Origin of the sequence: Shewanella inventionis (assembly GCF_019931735.1) — a bacterium.
In the GTDB taxonomy this organism is placed as follows: domain Bacteria; phylum Pseudomonadota; class Gammaproteobacteria; order Enterobacterales; family Shewanellaceae; genus Shewanella; species Shewanella inventionis.
In genome coordinates this window covers 4,378,762-4,395,584 of record NZ_CP082926.1, presented here as the reverse complement: position 1 = coordinate 4,395,584, position 16,823 = coordinate 4,378,762, and the positions used below count along the sequence as shown (strand labels likewise).

Annotated in this window: 12 protein-coding genes; 6 read left to right on the top strand and 6 right to left on the bottom strand. The window is 41.5% G+C overall.

Features of this window, described 5'->3' with window-relative positions; genetic code table 11:
- The first annotated feature begins 9 nt into the window (after positions 1 to 9).
- From K8B83_RS19725 to K8B83_RS19710, 4 genes are all read left to right on the top strand, one after another.
- Entirely contained in the window at positions 10 to 750 is a 741-nt protein-coding gene (locus tag K8B83_RS19725; RefSeq protein ID WP_188738842.1) for a DUF481 domain-containing protein, read from the top strand.
- 392 nt (positions 751 to 1,142) lie between these two features.
- Positions 1,143 to 1,844 carry a hypothetical protein gene (locus K8B83_RS19720; RefSeq protein ID WP_188738840.1) on the top strand — a complete coding sequence of 234 codons (702 nt, stop codon included), beginning with the start codon at positions 1,143 to 1,145 and terminating at the stop codon, positions 1,842 to 1,844.
- A complete protein-coding gene (locus K8B83_RS19715) occupies positions 1,837 to 2,412 on the top strand; it encodes a hypothetical protein (protein ID WP_223418756.1) in 576 nt (191 codons plus the stop codon). Before K8B83_RS19720 ends, K8B83_RS19715 begins: the two co-directional genes overlap by 8 nt.
- Before the next feature lie 92 nt (positions 2,413 to 2,504).
- Positions 2,505 to 3,956 carry a hypothetical protein gene (locus tag K8B83_RS19710; protein WP_188738836.1) on the top strand — a complete coding sequence of 484 codons (1,452 nt, stop codon included), beginning with the start codon at positions 2,505 to 2,507 and terminating at the stop codon, positions 3,954 to 3,956.
- Between the two features lie 44 nt (positions 3,957 to 4,000).
- On the opposite strand, the gene K8B83_RS19705 is transcribed toward K8B83_RS19710, so the two are convergent.
- The 6 genes from K8B83_RS19705 to K8B83_RS19680 all read right to left on the bottom strand — a co-directional run bounded on the left by K8B83_RS19705 (position 4,001) and on the right by K8B83_RS19680 (position 13,893).
- On the bottom strand, positions 4,001 to 6,250 hold the full coding sequence (locus K8B83_RS19705; protein ID WP_188738834.1) for a PAS domain-containing protein: 2,250 nt from the start codon (positions 6,248 to 6,250) through the stop codon (positions 4,001 to 4,003).
- An 81-nt stretch (positions 6,251 to 6,331) separates the two neighbouring features.
- A complete protein-coding gene (locus tag K8B83_RS19700; protein WP_188738831.1) occupies positions 6,332 to 6,949 on the bottom strand; it encodes a TatD family nuclease-associated radical SAM protein in 618 nt (205 codons plus the stop codon).
- A 140-nt stretch (positions 6,950 to 7,089) separates the two neighbouring features.
- The gene (locus tag K8B83_RS19695) at positions 7,090 to 10,242 is read right to left on the bottom strand and encodes an efflux RND transporter permease subunit (RefSeq protein WP_188738828.1); all 3,153 of its coding nucleotides are present in this window, start codon (positions 10,240 to 10,242) and stop codon (positions 7,090 to 7,092) included.
- Position 10,243: 1 nt separating this feature from the next.
- Positions 10,244 to 11,458 carry an efflux RND transporter periplasmic adaptor subunit gene (locus K8B83_RS19690; RefSeq protein ID WP_188738827.1) on the bottom strand — a complete coding sequence of 405 codons (1,215 nt, stop codon included), beginning with the start codon at positions 11,456 to 11,458 and terminating at the stop codon, positions 10,244 to 10,246.
- A gap of 408 nt (positions 11,459 to 11,866) precedes the next feature.
- Positions 11,867 to 13,087 carry an ATP-dependent RNA helicase SrmB gene (srmB, locus tag K8B83_RS19685; protein ID WP_188738824.1) on the bottom strand — a complete coding sequence of 407 codons (1,221 nt, stop codon included), beginning with the start codon at positions 13,085 to 13,087 and terminating at the stop codon, positions 11,867 to 11,869.
- Between the two features lie 53 nt (positions 13,088 to 13,140).
- Positions 13,141 to 13,893, bottom strand: a complete 753-nt coding sequence (locus tag K8B83_RS19680) for a tRNA1(Val) (adenine(37)-N6)-methyltransferase (protein ID WP_188738822.1) — start codon at positions 13,891 to 13,893, stop codon at positions 13,141 to 13,143.
- Between the two features lie 479 nt (positions 13,894 to 14,372).
- Here K8B83_RS19680 and brnQ point away from each other — a divergent pair, with 479 nt between their 5' ends.
- The gene (brnQ, locus tag K8B83_RS19675; RefSeq protein ID WP_188738820.1) at positions 14,373 to 15,698 is read left to right on the top strand and encodes a branched-chain amino acid transport system II carrier protein; all 1,326 of its coding nucleotides are present in this window, start codon (positions 14,373 to 14,375) and stop codon (positions 15,696 to 15,698) included.
- Between the two features lie 149 nt (positions 15,699 to 15,847).
- On the top strand, positions 15,848 to 16,753 hold the full coding sequence (gene xerD / locus K8B83_RS19670) for a site-specific tyrosine recombinase XerD (RefSeq protein ID WP_188738818.1): 906 nt from the start codon (positions 15,848 to 15,850) through the stop codon (positions 16,751 to 16,753).
- Positions 16,754 to 16,823: the final 70 nt, after the last annotated feature.

Genomic DNA, 16,823 nt, shown 5'->3' with positions numbered 1-16,823 from the left:
CAAAATGACATGAAGAAACTGCTATTGACTGCAGCTATTACTCTGGCCATGCCATTTGCAGCACATGCTGGAAGTGAGTTTGTAGAAGGCGATGCCACATTTGCTGGTGAAGCTGAATTAGGTGCAACGTTAACAACGGGTAATACTGACACCTCATCATTTAAAGCGCGTTTAGCCTTAAAACAAGAGCTAGGTGATTGGGAAAACCAATATGTCGCTGAAGGGCTATACAAAGAAGACACAGATGAAGTCACCGCAAAGCGCTATTTTTTAGGCGTGCAAGGTGATTATCAAATTGATGATATTAGCTATTTGTTTGCTAACACTAACTACGAAGTCGATCCTTTTACCGGTTACGATTTTACCTCTACAACCTCCGCCGGTTATGGTCATCGCTTTATTGATACTGACAGAATGTCGTTAAAAGCAGAGGCCGGTCCTGGTTATATTTATCAACAACTTGACGATGAATTATCTGTGTCTGAAGGTTACGACAGCGACAGCAGCGTGGTAGTGCATGCTGTGGTTGATTTTCAAACTAAGGTCGGCGAATCATCAAAGTTTCAACAAAAGTTTGTTGCTGACTGGGGTGAAAAATTAGATGCTCGTTCTGAAACATCATTAACCGCAAATATTATTGGTGCACTGGCGATGAAGTTTGCTGTGATTGTGCGTTACAACAGCGATCCGTTAGACGCAAAAGAAAGCACCGACACAGAAACTAACATGACACTGCTTTACTCATTTTAGTTGATGCGAATGTGCGTAGAAAGCTGGCTTAGCCAGCTTTTTTTATGCCTGTAATAATAACGTCGTTAGAAATGTTGAGGGTAGAACAACTAACTTACTGCAATTTCTGCCTTAATCTAAGCGATTGTTCCTTCGCAATCTCTGAACACTTATTTTCTTGACTAGTATAAGTGTATTAGCGCTCGCTATATTTGCATTTGTGCATTGATATCTGGTTCAAAAAAAAGCGCTATTCGAGCCAAAGTTCACGGAACTGTTATTTTATTGGGTTCTTTAAGGTTATTTATCTAAAAGCCTATTGCTTTAGGAGTATACTTTTTTTATCAGTAGCAACGCTGAGAAAGGACATGCAAATAGGATGTTGTTGGTTTGATAATGAGCGACGCTTGTTGGTGGATCAGACGAGATCGACTCAGTGGCATTTAAACGATAATGAATATTGGGTGCTCACTCAGTTAGTTCTGCATCGTGGACAGGTTGTGCCATTGACTATGTTAGAAACCGTCATTGTATCAGGCCAAGTGGCGCATCAACTGACTCAAGGTGAATTAACCAGCATTATTCATCATATCATCGATTATTTATGTGTCAGCCACCTTAATTTAATTGAATATATTCCGGATCAGGGTGTTATTTTATACCCTATCAATCAGACCAAACATCCTAATATCCTCGCGTTACCCAATCGATTATTATCATGGGGGCAATACGGAATCATTATTGGCGCATTGCTCGCGTTGTTGTTGTTCTTATGGTCGCATATCATCCCTCCAATGTTTACAAAAGCTGATGTTTTGCGCCAAATTATTGCAGCCAGCGGTAAAGTCATTCAGCTATCGATTTATGATGGTAAATCCCCTCAAGATGCGATGTTGCATGCTGAATGCTTATCTACCCAACTGCGTTTATGTCATCACGTGCGTTGGGATTCTATTGATGCTGCCATTTCTGCTGATCGTCATTATGTGAGCCTATTGTTGACTGAGTTTACTGAAACCAATTGGCATTATAAAAACGTAAAAATTAGCGTCAGTGATATGCATTCGCCTTTTATTACCCAGGCATGGCTGCATAAGGTGAATATTTGTGGTTAAGTTACCTTTACGCGTAAGGCGATGGCGAAGAAGACTACGTCGATTTTTACAATCCAGGCGCGGTAAGTTAGCGAGTGTTATTGGGGTGATGTTGCTGCTGTTCACTGGTGCAATAACAATTGAGCAATTAGCTATACCTAGTGATGTATGGCTGTTAAGTTGCAGTGCAGATGGCTATTTTTCTGCTCCTCAATTCAATAGTGAACACCCAATACCTGATAAGTTAACCTTACTCGTTAATATTGAACATCAACAGGCCGCTTTGCATTATCAGCTTGAGTCTGGCACAGGTGTAACAGAGTTTATTGTGATGCAAGGCAAGGTGACTAGGCGAGATTTAAGGGCATTAAGTTACCAATTAGCACTTAAGGCTAACTCAGTGCAATGGCAAGATGATAGTCGATTGCATCCTTATTTACTTAATGAATTATCGTATGTCGAACAGAGTATTAAGCTTAATGCTCCTGTTTTGCTTGACGTGCAAATCCGCCATGTTGATTCGCCTCATTCTCGTGTGTTGTTGACTTTTATGTCCAGCAACAGCCTTTGGTCATGTCAGGTCAATTGAGCTGACATGACATCTGTAATATTGAATTAATTGCCTTTTAGGTTACTATCCATAACATAGTGAACATTTCAAACGGTAGTAAACAAAAAACTGTGGCAAAAGTTAAAGTAAAACAAGAAGAAGCATTATCAATTAAATTTAGTCACCAAATGGCTCCAGGGGATCAGCGTACCTTTGATTTGTATTTCTATTTACCGACAGAGATGGGAATAGGTTCTCACACGCTCGATGAAGAAGAGTATTATCATAGTGGCATTCTTGGGCGTCGGTCTTATTATTCTAAAGGTTTACATCTGCCGTTAGTGCAATCTCGCTTTATCAGTTTAAATAAACGCACCCTTGAAGAGTTTCGCTTATACCTTAATTTATTTGCCTATCAATTTGCTGTTGCGATTGAAACCGACGGTAAAGAACTGCGCCAAAAAAGTGATGCAAACGAGTTTTATCCTGCTTTAGACGAACTGTCCGATTTGGTGATTCAATTGCTCAAAAAGTTTCGTCGTAATGAGCCTAGCGATCCCAAGTGGAAGTCTTATTTTGAGCATGCAGATAACTACCTGTCTTGGTTTTGCGAGCAACAATTACTTAAAACGCTCGCCTATTCACCTCGTAGCGCTGATTTTAGTGAGGTGAGAGACAAGGTGTTGAGTTTATGTCGTAGTGAAAACCATTACCGCGAACAGGTATGTAAGTACAATTCGTTGCAAACTCAACAGGATGCGAATCGGATATCCAATAAAATGTTGCTGTTACGGCGCTTAATTCAACAAGGCGTTGTGCTAAAAGAAGAGTTAAAGCCGCTTGGCGTAGGCTTAAAGAAGTTTGTCACTGGCCTTGCAACGGGTTTGGTGATGCTAGTTGTGTCGGCATTAATTATTAAGGCTCAAGGCTTTTTTAATGGGCTTACGTTAACGTTATTATTAACACTTGCGGTGATTTACGGGTTTAGGGAAATCTTTAAAGAAGACTTTCGTAATGCCATGTGGCGTTTTATTCAAAGAGGTCGTCCGCGTTGGAGTCGTATTTTACGCGACACGACCACTCAGGCAATCGTGGCTAAACAGTTAGTCTGGCTAGAGTTTATGCGTACACAAGACATTCCTAAGACAGTTGCTGAGATCATGAAGCAGCGTCATAGCCAAAATAAAGTTGACTCAACTGTACTGCATTATCGTATCGCGACTAAGGTTGCAAACAAGCCATTTGAAGCGGGGTATTCACAAATACAAGAGCAAGTTAACTTTAGCCTAGTGCCTTTTGCTCGTCATTTGGAGCGCGGTAAAGCCAAAATTTATAAAGAGTCAGACGGTAATATTAGTAATGAGTCGGTTGAGCGTCGCTATCAGGTTAACCTTGTCGCAGTATTACGAGATGGCAAGCAGCAACCTGAATATGCACGTTTTAAAGTGACTATGAATCGTTCTAACATTGTTGAAATTATTGAGAGTAAACTGCCCGATAATATTCAACCATTTACATTAGAATCAGAGAGCAACTTAACTGAAGAGACTCAAGTTGTTGACCATCATCAAGTAGAGCCTTGATTGCGCCGATTTGATTACACCCACCTATTAACATTAACCGGTTGTTAGTTTAAATGGTCCGTGTGGTTTATTCGTGTAAACGCTTGGCAAATATTTTGGTCAACTGACTGTTTAGCTCGCTTGAGGGCTATTTCGGCATTTGCCAAATATTGCTCAAGCGTTTGTGGTGAAACATAACCGGCAATACCAATATTAATCCCTTCTGATAAATCATTAACCTCTAAACAGTGGATAATTTTCATCGCATATTGATGTGCGCTATTTGCGTCGGTCTCCGGCAATAATATAACTAACTTACCAACTTGCCATTGGGATATTTGATAGTTTAGTGGTAGTTCGATTAACAATTGTAATTCTATGTCTTTTTGACGTTTTTCTAATTGGCTCATGTTGCCCATATGGCTAAAAATCGCATTAGGATTAATGTCCATAACCATTAAACTGGACTGCATTTTAGTTTGTTCACTTAATTGGTTAAAGTGGTTTTCTAGCTCATTAATGCGCAGCACAATTGCACTTCGATGACCAAACACATTGCTGTGATTGTTGAGTGCAATGGTTGGGAGGGTTTCTTCAAAAGTGCAAATGAGAAATTCAATCTCCCCGTCGTAAGCGAGCTGACCTGCTAACGTGGTTTTTAGGCAATGGCTGTATCGGCTCTGGGTAAATGGCATGATTTGCGCTGTCCATTCTCCTTGCAAACTTATTTGAGCACATATGTTTTGCCATTGGTTTTTAAGTTCATCACCTAATAATTCAGTGATAGCAATGTCAGTTTCACCATTTAACGACATTAAATGATCAAATTTACTGTTGCACTTGATTAATTTGCCACTGGCATCTGTTAGTGCTGTGGCGACCGCGCTGTCGCTGAGTAATTGATACAAATAAGCCTGACGCTGGCTGTCATAGAGTATGGTGATGTCTTCTAATGTGACTAGCCAATAATGTTCTTTGCTGTAAGGGCACACTTCACTGCGAATATGAGTCTGTAATGTAATGTTGTGATCATTTTCAATGTTGATTTCACCACGCCATTGTTGATGGTGAGTTAATGCTTCTTCGATTTGCTTAAAGCGCTCGTTATCGAGTTGCAATACTCGCTGAACGCTACGATCAATCAGGTTATCTATTGGTAATGCAAGTGCTTTTGACGCATTGAGATTGGCACTGTTAATCCGCCCTTTGTCATTAACAATTAGGCAGCTCATTTCACTGTTAAATAGCCCATGACTGAGCTGTAAACTGTTATGTTTTGCTCGGCGTTCAAGCACAAATAAATGGCGTAATACAATTAACGCGGTAGCTAACAAGGCTAAGAGCACGCCGGCAATGAGAATGACCATTCGCCATTCAAGATAACGCTCAGCAATATCATTATGGCGAATATAAGACAGTAAAAAGTACTCTCTTTTGGTTTCGTATTGGTTGGTTAATTCCACTTTTAAATAAACAAAAGTCGCATCGGTACTATAAAACTGACCATAGTTATTCATGGCCATGTCTTTCCAAAGTTCAGGATAGGTTTGCTTTAAACTTGAGCCTAAATTGTCTGGCATATTGGTCAATGGCTCAGGTTGGTTGGCGCCTGCGTACAAAAAGCCTTGAGTGTCGAGTAGAAGCAATGGTGAGTTTTGGTTAAAGAAAGCGGGTTTAATGGATTCAAGTAATTTGGTGATTGAATTGTAAGTGACTAAGTAGCCTTTAATACTCTGATCAGGGTTTTCTATCCATGAGAGTTGATAAAAATAAGGTTCAAGTATGCCGTCAATTGGGGTGAAAGACATTGGCGATGTATAGATATCGTTTCCTCCCATGTTGCGAGCTGAGCCCATTAATGTTGCGGGTATTTGCATATTATCGAAACTGTTGGTAGTTGAAAAGCGCAGTTTTCCTTGCGGATCAAATAAAGATAATCCAAGCAGTTCAGGAATGTTTTGAGTTAAAGAATCCCAGCTTTCGGCCACTTTTTGTTGTTGAGGTTTTGAGGGGTGTTGCAAGTATTGGCGTAATAATTCTGCTTTAGCGAATGTTTGAGTTCTAAACTGCAAAAAAGCGGCTTTGTCTGATGCCAGTGACGCCACGGTTTGTAATTCGCTGTAGCGCTGATCTGCCCAGTCTTCTTGCAAGCGACGCTCACCTAAGTAAATCACCATATGAGTGGCGATAAAAATGGTAATTAATAATATAAGCACTTGGCTTAACAGCGATAAAATATGTTGTTGAGACCAACGTGCTGCTTGCGATGAGATTAATAACGAGTTGGGAGAACTCACTGCTTTACGTTTAGACATTGTGCCACTTTTTTAGCATTCACTTAATGGCAATACTAGCATGAAGCACACATTGGCAAAACGTCTAGAGGGGATAATTGTTTAGCCAATTTTATCTAATTCACGTTGCTTAAATTGACAACCATTTTTTTCGGCAATGACCATGCAGCGTGCGATGTCGACATCGGCTAAACCGTTAATTGCACTCACTTGTACCTCTTTGATAAATTGCGGTGCTTGGTGGATAAATTCAAGCAGTGCTTCATAAGAGTGTGCAAGCTTTGGGCGGCAATGGCGCTGGTAGCCCTCTGGCGTGTCGGCATTGAGCGAAATCGATAAGCTGTCTATACATTGGCTAAGTTGTGGCAAAATATTACGCCGATGAAACAGATTACCTAACCCATCAGTGTTTAAGCGAACTCGTCCTCCTTGTGCTTTGATAGCATGAGCAACTTGTAAGAGACAGTCTAAATTAAGAGTTGGCTCGCCAAAGCCACAAAATACATATTCTTCTACCTCTTTTACATCACCAAGTAACGGAATGATATCCATCGCCGTAATGGATTTATTGAGTGACAAATCGTAGTCGTGCACTTGTTTCGAGCCATTATGTTTAGGGCAAAACTGGCACCTCAAGGTGCATCTTGCAGTGATATTAAGATAACGATGTTTGCCGATATCATAAACTAATGTTGGCGACGTAGAACTTATTTCTGTCATCGGTAAAGTGGTGTTGTTGGATGAATAAAGGCTATTTTAGTCCAATGGGCTAACTAAGGATGTTGCGCCGCTCGCAGAACAGCATAAAAAAACAGAGCTTATTCAGCTCTGTTTGTCGGTGGTAAACATGCCCTAGTTAACTAGCTCTGTTTGTCAGTACTCAATGTGTTTTCAACTGTTTTTGGCTGCCACCACCATATAAACAAGCGCTTTAGTGTGCGTTTGATATCATCGAGAATGATATACAAAATCGGCACTAAAATTAATGTCACTAAGGTTGAGAACAAGATACCAAAAGCCAATGAGGTTGCCATAGGGATGACAATTTTAGCTTGTAAGCTTTTTTCCATAATAATAGGGACTAAGCCGACAAAAGTGGTGAGTGACGTTAAAATAATGGCTCTAAAGCGATAACAACCAGAGTCAATTGCCGATTGCAAAAGAGACTTACCTTCTTCACGTGCGCGGTTAACAAAGTCGACTAAAATCAACGAGTCGTTTACCACTACCCCCGCCAACGCCACGATGCCGCACAAGCTCAATACACTCATAGATAAACCAAGAATGTAGTGGCCAAATAAGGCGCCAATCATGCCAAATGGAATGACTGACATAATGATCAGGGGTTGTGTGTAAGATTTTAATGGGATCGCCATCAAGGCATAAATAGTAAACATGGCAAAGAAAAAGCCTTGGGCCAAGCCTATCATTGCATTTTGCTCGTCTAAGCTGCCGCCATCTAAAGCTGAAGCCACTTTAGGAAACCTTGCTGTTAATTCAGGTAAAAACTCGTCCTGAATTTCGGCAACAATCTTTGAGGGTTCCACATTGTTTTTATTCACATTGGCTGAAATGGTAATGGCTCTGCGGCCATCTACCCGGGTAATAGATGCATAAGATTCACCTAACTCGATATCTGCAACGGTTGAGAATGGTACCGCAGCGCCTGATGGTGTTCGGATAAGCATATTTTCAAGATCGCCCACCGTCCGACGTTGCTCAAGTGGATAACGAACCATGACTTTCACTTCTTCTTTGTTGCGCAAAATACGCTGAGCCTCATAGCCATAGAAACCATAACGCACTTGGCGGGCTAAATCAGACAAGCTGAGGCCCTGAGCTTGTGCTTCTGGGCGTATCTTTAAACGTATCTCGTTTGAGCCTGATGAGAAGTTGTCAGTAATGTCGTACACACCTTCGTAGGTGGCAAGTTTTGTTTTAAGTGCTTTCGATGCTTCTGATAATTGATCTAGGTCGGTAGCGGTTAGTCTAAACGACAAATCCCCGCCGGCATCGTTGGTACTGGCATTGATGTTTAGTTTTTTGACTGACAATAATTCTGGTATTTGTGCTCGCCATTGCTCGGCAATTTCAACACCGTCTAGGTCCCGATCTTCGCCTTTGATCAATTCTGTAAACACAAATGCACTACTACGGGAGCTAAGTTCAATGTAGCTGTGTTTTACCATTGGGTAACCATATTGCTCTTCAAGTTTTTCGTTCATTTGATATAACGCATCTTCAACTTGCTGGAGCACATGTAAGGTATTTTGTTCGGAGCTGCCTTCATCCATTTCTATTTGTACTTGAATAAAGTCTGATGGAATATCGGGGAAAAAAATCCAACGGACTTTTCCGCTTAGTACAAGGGCGACCGATAATATGAGCACCCCAATAAACAAAGCGACCACGCTGTAGCGTTGTTTTATACAACGCTCTAAAAAGTGGCGATAAGTGTGGTGAATAAAGTGCTGTAACCATTCATTGATGGCCAATTTTATCCGTGAAAATATGTTAGTAGGCTGGCTGCGTTTGGTGATTTTCATCTTGGCCAAATGCGCGGGTAAAATCAGTTTTGATTCTACTAACGAAAATGCAAGACACAAAATGACCACCATACCGATGGATTTCCAAATGATCCCCATGGGACCAGAAACCATGATCATTGGAATAAATGCGGCAATGGTTGTAAGCACGCCAAATGTGGCTGGCATGGCTACTCTGTGCACGCCTTTAATGACATTGTTTAACGAGTGGCCATTTTCTTCAAGCTCGGTATATGCGCTTTCGCCTATGACAATGGCATCGTCGACCACTATCCCCAGTACCAAAATAAAGGCAAACAGGGTCAGCATGTTGATTGACATATTAAACGGTTCAAGTGGCATTAACAGCATGGTGCCTAAAAAGCACACTGGTAACCCCATCATGACCCAAAATGCGAGCTTAAGGTCTAAAAATAAGGCCAAAATAATAAATACCAGCAGCGCACCATAAAACATGTTTGACAGCATCATGTTTAATCGACCTTGCAGGTAGTGAGTTAAGTCACCCCAGGTATCGAGTTGAATATTACTCGGTAGGGTGAGTTTACGTTTGGCCACATAGTCTTTCACTTGCGAGGCGATATCTAAGGCATTTTGATCATCAATACTGGCGATCTCAATCACTGCTGCGGGTTTGCCGTTAAAGCGGGTGTACTCTAAGCGCTCTTCAAAATCATCATTTATGGTTGCCACTTGAGGCAGCATGATACGGCTACCATCAGGGCGAGTGTCGACCACAATTTGCGCAAAATCGTCAGCGGTATAGGCTTGGCCTTTAGTGCGTAATAAAATATCACCGTCTTGTGCTCTAATGGCTCCACCGGGTAAATCGATGGATGAGTTTTGTACCGCCAGAGCCACCTGGGTAAAGGTAATACCATACTCGCGTAATTTATCTTCAGACAGTTCGATACCGATTTCATAGTCACGCACGCCATTGACTTTGGCTCGTGTGACCGCGGGTAAATCTGTGATCTCATCGCGAATTGTCTTGGCCATTTCCTTCATGTTATGAAGGTTCATGTCACCATAGACAGACACCCAAATAACGCTGTTTTCAGGTTTTACTTGGTAAATATTGGGTTTTTCAATGTTGTCAGGGAAAGTGGCAATAGCGTCAATGCGCAGTTTGGCTTCATCGAGCACCTGCTGGACGTCATAGCCGTCTTCAACTTCAATGGTCACCGAGCCCACGCTGTCACTGGCAACCGAGGTGACTTTGTCAATGCCACTGATGTCTTGAATGGCTTCTTCAATTTTAATATTTATCCCTTCTTCAATTTCTTGTGGCGCAGCCCCTGGATAGGCCACATTGACATTGATTAGGTTTAATTCGAAGCTTGGAAATATTTCTTTATTAATCATGACAGCACTAAACAGGCCGCCAATGATTAAAATGATCATAAGTAGGTTAGCGGCAACGCTATTGCTGGCAAACCAGGCGATAACTCCTTTATTTGTGGTCATGTTATTCACCTGCTTTTGTCGCTGCTTGGGCGTCGGTATCAACTGGCTCGTTTGGCTTTTTAGCCTTTTCACCCAACACTTTAATAGCTTGACCAGAGTTTAAGCTGTTGACGCTGGTGATCGATACGCGCTCATTTGCTTTAAAGCTGCCTTGAATATAGATAGAACTCACGTCTGAACGGATCACATTGACTGTGCGCATTTCAATTATATTGTCGTCACTGACGACAGCGACTTGACCATTACGTACTACGTGACGAGGGAGTTTAACAACCTCATCAACTGTTTTACCGGTAATAACCGCATTAACAAAGCTGCCGTATTTTAAGGGTAATTGACCAGAGGTTTTGGTGTTACGAAGATAAGGGTCGCGAATTTCAGCCACCAGGTAAACCATGCGGGTTTGTTCATCGATGACATTTTCGCTGCGAACAATATTACCCTGCCAGGTGACTTGTTTACCTGCAAGTTGAGCGGTGAGTGTTACATTGGTGTCTGGATTATCGACCGATTCTAAATAGGCGAGGTCTTCATTTGCCAATGGTAGTCTTATTTCGGCAATACTGGTGTCGTAAAGCTCCCCAAGATTGGTACCTAAGGTAACGTATTGACCTAAGTCGACATTGCGCGCTTTGATGATGCCATCAAACGGTGCTCGAATAACGGTACGTTCTAAGTTTCGTTTGGCTCGCGCTAATGCGGCTTGGGCATATTTCACATTGGCTTGCTCTTTCTTGAGCTGCGGAATACGTAATCCAAGCTCTGGAGGAACACCGTTAGTGAACCCTTTAAATTCAATCTTGGCGACTTCGCCACGGGCTTTTTCTTCATTTAATGCAGCAGTTGCTTGTGCCAATGTCGCTTCTGCTTGGATAAGATCGGCTTCATAATCTGAGGGTTCGATAATGGCCAATTGTTCGCCTTGTTTAACGACTCCCCCAGCAACAAACTGTGGCGATATGTTAATCATGCGGCCTTGCACTTCGGTCACTAATTGCGTTTTATATTTTGGATTAACTACACCATAAGATGGCAAATTTAGTGATAAGGTTTGTGGCACGACAGTTTGAACATCAATAATGGGCACGCTGATTGGCTCATCTTTTTGCTCAGGTGCTTCTTGGCTGTTTATTAGCACTTTGGCTAAACCGGCAAATACAATAACAATTAGGAGGGGTGACAATCTTCTTAGTATGATTTTTATTTTTTTCATCATTTTTATTGCGTATCCATGCTTTTTTAATGCTAAAGACAGTTAACTACGTTGGCTAACTTGTTAATTCAGATTATTTTTATTACTCATTGCCTCTAAATTAACAGACTCTGGGGTTGATCTAAATAGATTGATGTAAATAAAATGTTTCAACTTGGCATTTTTAATGCTGAAATTATTTAATGCTGCTTTTGTGCATGTTTGTTGTCGAGGGCAAGTTTGCCTTTTGTAGATTTAGTTCTATTTATCATGTGGTTATGCAGGTGATTTTACTGGGTGTTTTTTGCGCAGATCTTTACATTTCTTGACGTTTTTAGCCGTATGACATCTAGTTAATTGTGATTTATATTGCTTTAGCGATAAAAAAAGCGAATTAATCAATAATTCGCTTTTTATGGATAAATTTTAAAATTACTTTTTCTTAAATTTCTTTGACTTTACTTTTGCGTCTTTGGCATTTGCCTTTTTCTTGCCCGGCACTTTTGCTTCTTTGTGCTTTGGACGAAGTTCTTCAATCACACGACGCTTAAGTGGCAGTTCGATGTAACGTTCAATTTTAGACACTATACGCATGTCGTGAGCTTCAACTAAAGATATTGCTGTCCCTTTTGCGCCAGCTCGTGCGGTACGACCAATGCGGTGAACGTACGCATCGGCTGAGCGGGGCATGTCAAAGTTAATTACATGAGTAATATCATCGATATCAATACCGCGAGCCGCTACGTCTGTTGCTAACAATACGTTGACTTCGCCTTTTGAAAAACGACCTAAGGCTTGAAAGCGTTTTTTCTGTTCCATATCACCACGCATAAAAGCACATGGAATATTGGCTTTAAGTAATTGCCCTTCTAAGCTGGCCACGATTTCACGGGTTTTAACAAACACGATGGCACGCTTAACGTTTTCTTGACGCAGAATGTGGCAAAGCAAAGCAAATTTGTGTGCACTGTCATCAGCAAGGTGGATCCATTGATGCACTTTGGCTTTTTCGCTTCTTGGGGATTCAACATCAATCATCACAGGATCGTTTAGCAGCTCTCTGGCAAAACGGTTTACGCCATTACCTTCTAGCGTGGCCGAAAACAACATGTTTTGCTTACGACCTTGAGCCTCAATCGCAATGGTTTGCACCACAGATGAAAAGCCCATATCGAGCATACGGTCAGCTTCATCGATGATTAAAATTTCAACTTCAGTTGCATCGAATTTATCTTTATCTAGGTATTCCATCAACCGCCCAGGAGTGGCGATAAGCAAGTCGATGTTATCTTCTAGCGCTTCTTCTTGCGGGCCGTAAGGTACACCACCGGTAATGATGGCAATATTGAAATCAAGCCCTGTGGCTAAGTGGCAGGCATAACGGTGAATTTGACTGGCAAGTTCTCGCGTTGGTGTTAAAACCAAAATACGTGCCTGACCTTCAAAGCGACGAGGAAAGTCAATTAAATGCTGTAATGCAGGCAGTAAAAAACTGGCAGTTTTACCGGTGCCAGTTGGCGCACGCGCTAAAATATCCCGCTGATCCATGGCCAATGGAATAGTTTGTTGTTGAATCGTGGTTGGGCTGTTGTGTCCCATGGCCTTGAGTGACTCTAATAAGCTAGGGTCTAGCTGGAAATCTTCAAATTGCATGCACTGGTCTCGCTGAAAAATAGTTGAGTATTATAGCTGACCTAATGAGCAGGCTAAAGCTTTAAGTAAAAAGGGCGGCATAATTCTATCATCGTCTGGCTATACTCGCCTTGTTTATTGCGAATCGCCATTTGCAGGTATTCAGTTTGGCAGAGTTTATTTTGGTGTTGCTGATCTGCGGTTAATGGTGTGTGTTGAATAACCAAAATCGAACGATTAGGCACCTTGCCCTCTACGCTGATGATTTCTAAGTGTTTTGCCACATACAATTTATGGCCGTCCAGTTGCGATATAAAGCTGGCTAAACTTTGTTGTGGCAAAATGATACTGGTATTGCCTTTAGGTGCTAACAGTTGACTTATTGCTTGCTGTAATGCTGAAAATGACAAGGTATTGGTGTGTCTGGCATCTGCTCGAGCCGCATTTTTGGCTTGAGTACCTTGCTCAAAATAAGGTGGATTACAAATAATGTGGTCAAATAAAGGCTTAGTACTGTCATTAAACTGCTGCTGAAAGTCTTGAATAGCTCCGTGAAATAACCGGACTTTTTCAGGCCAAGGGCTTTGTTCAATGTTATGTTTGCAAGCGTGGGCTGCCGCATTGTCAATTTCAACAGCAGTAATGTTAGCGTGATCAAGGCTGCGTTGTGCCGCCATTAAACTGAGTAAGCCACTGCCTGCACCAATATCTAATATATGCTCAGCTTGAGTTAATTCAGCCCAGGCCCCAAGAATAACGGCATCTGTACTTACTGCCATCCCACAAGCTGCGTCATCGATATGAAATTGTTTAAACGTAAAAGGCATAAAGTTGTTGTGATGGCAGGTTATTAAATAAGTTAGCTGAGATCATAATCGCTTTAATCAATGATGTCGTCGGTTAAATATTTTCTACGATAAATGGTTGATATTTTGTTATACAAAAATGAACTAAATATAATGACTTGGCTAATATGTACACAAGGGTTGACATAATTTAATCATAAAACGCTTTTTTTTATTTTTTTGCGGGCTAAAGCTTGTGTGGTTTGGCGTTGTTTGATATTAGTTTGGCCGATTTTAATCAGTAAAACTGAGTAAAAAGTCTAAGTTCAGCTATTTTGACAAGGATGTAGCGAATAAAACCGGGCTTTGTACTCATTTTTGTTAACGGTTAAAGCAAAATTTACAATTTACGAGTGTATTTTTAACTTTACAAAAATTGGCAGCATTCTGGTCAATAGTAGCTAATTATGCCGTAATCAATTAGGTTTGTTAAAAAACATAACAATAAAAAGAGGCGAGTAGTGCAAACAACCAAGATGAGTGTGACCGATACCGTAGGGTTAGGGTTTATGACCTTTGCGTTTTTTTTGGGCGCAGGTAACTTAATTTTTCCTCCATTTGCTGGCATGTTGGCAGGCGAGAACATGTCGTTTGCCATGCTGGGCTTTTTGATTACCGCAGTAGGTATGCCATTAATTGGCTTAATTGCCGTTGCTAAAGCAAACGGTAAAGTGATGGCGTTATTGCCCGCTTTTGCCGCCACTGCGTTGGCAATTGCAATTTACATTATTATTGGGCCAGCATTTGCGGCACCACGAACGGGGTTGGTGGCATTTGAAATTGGCGCTCGGCCGTTTATCAGTAATCCTGATGCGTTGATGATGCTTGGTGGTAAAGAGTTTAACATCGCGCAGCTTATTTACACTTTAGTGTTTTTCGCTATCGTGATGTTTTTGTCATTATTCCCAGGCAAGTTATTGGATAACGTGGGTAAGGTGCTCACGCCGGTATTAATATTATTATTAGTTGGATTAGCCAGTTCAGTCATCATTTTACCTGGGTTTGAAGTCAATCAGCCCGTTGGAGAGTACATCAATAGCCCGCTGACTAAAGGGATTATTGAAGGCTATAACACCATGGACACACTGGCATCTTTGATGTTTGGTATGTTGATTATTGATTTGCTGCGTAAGAAAGGGGTAAATGACGCTGCTGATCAAACTAAGTATTTAGTTCGTGCAGCTTTTATTGCCGCAGGTGGCCTAGCATTTGTTTATGTATCGTTATTTTATCTTGGTGCATCGGCCGGTGACTTTGCCATTGGCGCTGATAATGGTGGCCAAATTTTAACAAACTATGTAACACATCATTTTGGCAGCTTAGGTACGCTATTGTTGTCAACAGTTGTGACCTTAGCGTGTTTAACCACGGCGGTGGGCTTAGTCACTGCATGTGCTGAGTTTTTCAATGAACTTATGCCAAGTTTGTCATATAAATTGCTAGTTGTAGTACTTAGCTGCATTTGTGCCACTGTGGCGAACGTTGGTTTAGCGCAGTTAATCAGTATTAGTATTCCGGTATTGATGACCATTTACCCGGTTGCGATTGCTTTAGTGTTAGTGACATTTTTAACTGAGCGTTTTGCTCGTCCTGCTTTTTCGCATCGAGTGATTTTAAGTGTAGCGCTGTTTTTTGGTATTTTTGATGGTTTGCAAACCGCGGGTATGGACATGAGCTTTCTTGATTTTATGCCCTTACATAAAGAAGGTGTGGCGTGGTTACTACCCACAGTTGTTACTGCTATTGTGTGTTTGTTTATTCCTAAAAATAAAGCGGTTACAGCATAGTTTAAGCAAGTCACCGCTCTGCTTACGTTAAGGCTTATTTGGGTTTCAACATCAGGTTGAGTGCTCAACAGGCGCTAATTAACAGTAAAACAAACGACGTTATGATATTTTATCTAACGTCGTTTTTTATGAGTGATTGAGAATTTATTTTGACAAAACCTGCTTATCAACCCAATCCGCTAATTAACCAGTTTTTGGACGACCTTTGGTCAACAAAAGGCTTAAGTGATAATACCTTGGCTTCTTATCGAACTGACTTGCAGCATGTAGAGCGCTTTGTGTTGTCTCAAGGTGGGGAGTTACTTACGGTTAACCAAGACATGCTACGCGATTATTTAAGCATCCGTTTTGAACAACACTTTGCCAAAAGCAGTACAGCCAGGATGATGAGCAGTTTACGGCGTTTTTATGCTTATTTATTGGTAAATAAACTTGTGAGCCATGACCCCACTGCACTGATTAAATCTCCCAAATTGTCGCGCCAGTTACCCGACTCGTTGTCTGAAGCTCAAATTGACAGTTTGTTGGCTGAACCTAATAGTGACGATCCGCTAGAATGTCGCGATAAAGCTATGTTGGAACTCTTGTATGCGACGGGATTACGCGTAACCGAATTAGTGAGTTTAACAATGGAGCAAATCAGTCTGCGACAAGGGTTGGTTCGGGTGGTGGGAAAAGGCGGGAAAGAGCGATTGGTTCCGCTTGGCGAGTTGGCGGTTGCCGAAGTTGAGCGATATATGCGTTTTGCTCGTGGTGAGTTATTAAACATGAAGCAGTCAGATGTGGTGTTTCCATCACGTCGTGGGCAAATGATGACCAGGCAAACCTTTTGGCATCGTATTAAGCTTTATGCTGCAAGGGCTGGGATTACTTGTCATTTGTCCCCACATACACTGCGCCATGCTTTTGCGACTCATTTGCTCAATCATGGTGCGGATTTACGTGTGGTACAATTGTTATTGGGCCACAGTGATTTGTCTACAACGCAAATATATACCCATGTGGCTAAAGTGCGATTACAACAATTGCATAGCCAGCATCATCCCCGTGGATAGTAGTTGCGGTGAGCTTTCAAATCCTTACATTTAAGATGCTCGGTATTAGTTGCGTTACAGGAATTAAATC

Excerpts from the sequence above, each read along its gene's own strand:
- K8B83_RS19725 (WP_188738842.1), top strand. The coding sequence starts at position 10 with ATGAAGAAACTGCTATTGACTGCAGCTATTACTCTGGCCATGCCATTT.
- srmB (WP_188738824.1), bottom strand. The coding sequence starts at position 13,087 with ATGCAATTTGAAGATTTCCAGCTAGACCCTAGCTTATTAGAGTCACTC.
- K8B83_RS19680 (WP_188738822.1), bottom strand. The coding sequence starts at position 13,893 with ATGCCTTTTACGTTTAAACAATTTCATATCGATGACGCAGCTTGTGGG.
- K8B83_RS19690 (WP_188738827.1), bottom strand. The coding sequence starts at position 11,458 with ATGATGAAAAAAATAAAAATCATACTAAGAAGATTGTCACCCCTCCTA.
- K8B83_RS19700 (WP_188738831.1), bottom strand. The coding sequence starts at position 6,949 with ATGACAGAAATAAGTTCTACGTCGCCAACATTAGTTTATGATATCGGC.
- K8B83_RS19705 (WP_188738834.1), bottom strand. The coding sequence starts at position 6,250 with ATGTCTAAACGTAAAGCAGTGAGTTCTCCCAACTCGTTATTAATCTCA.
- K8B83_RS19695 (WP_188738828.1), bottom strand. The coding sequence starts at position 10,242 with ATGACCACAAATAAAGGAGTTATCGCCTGGTTTGCCAGCAATAGCGTT.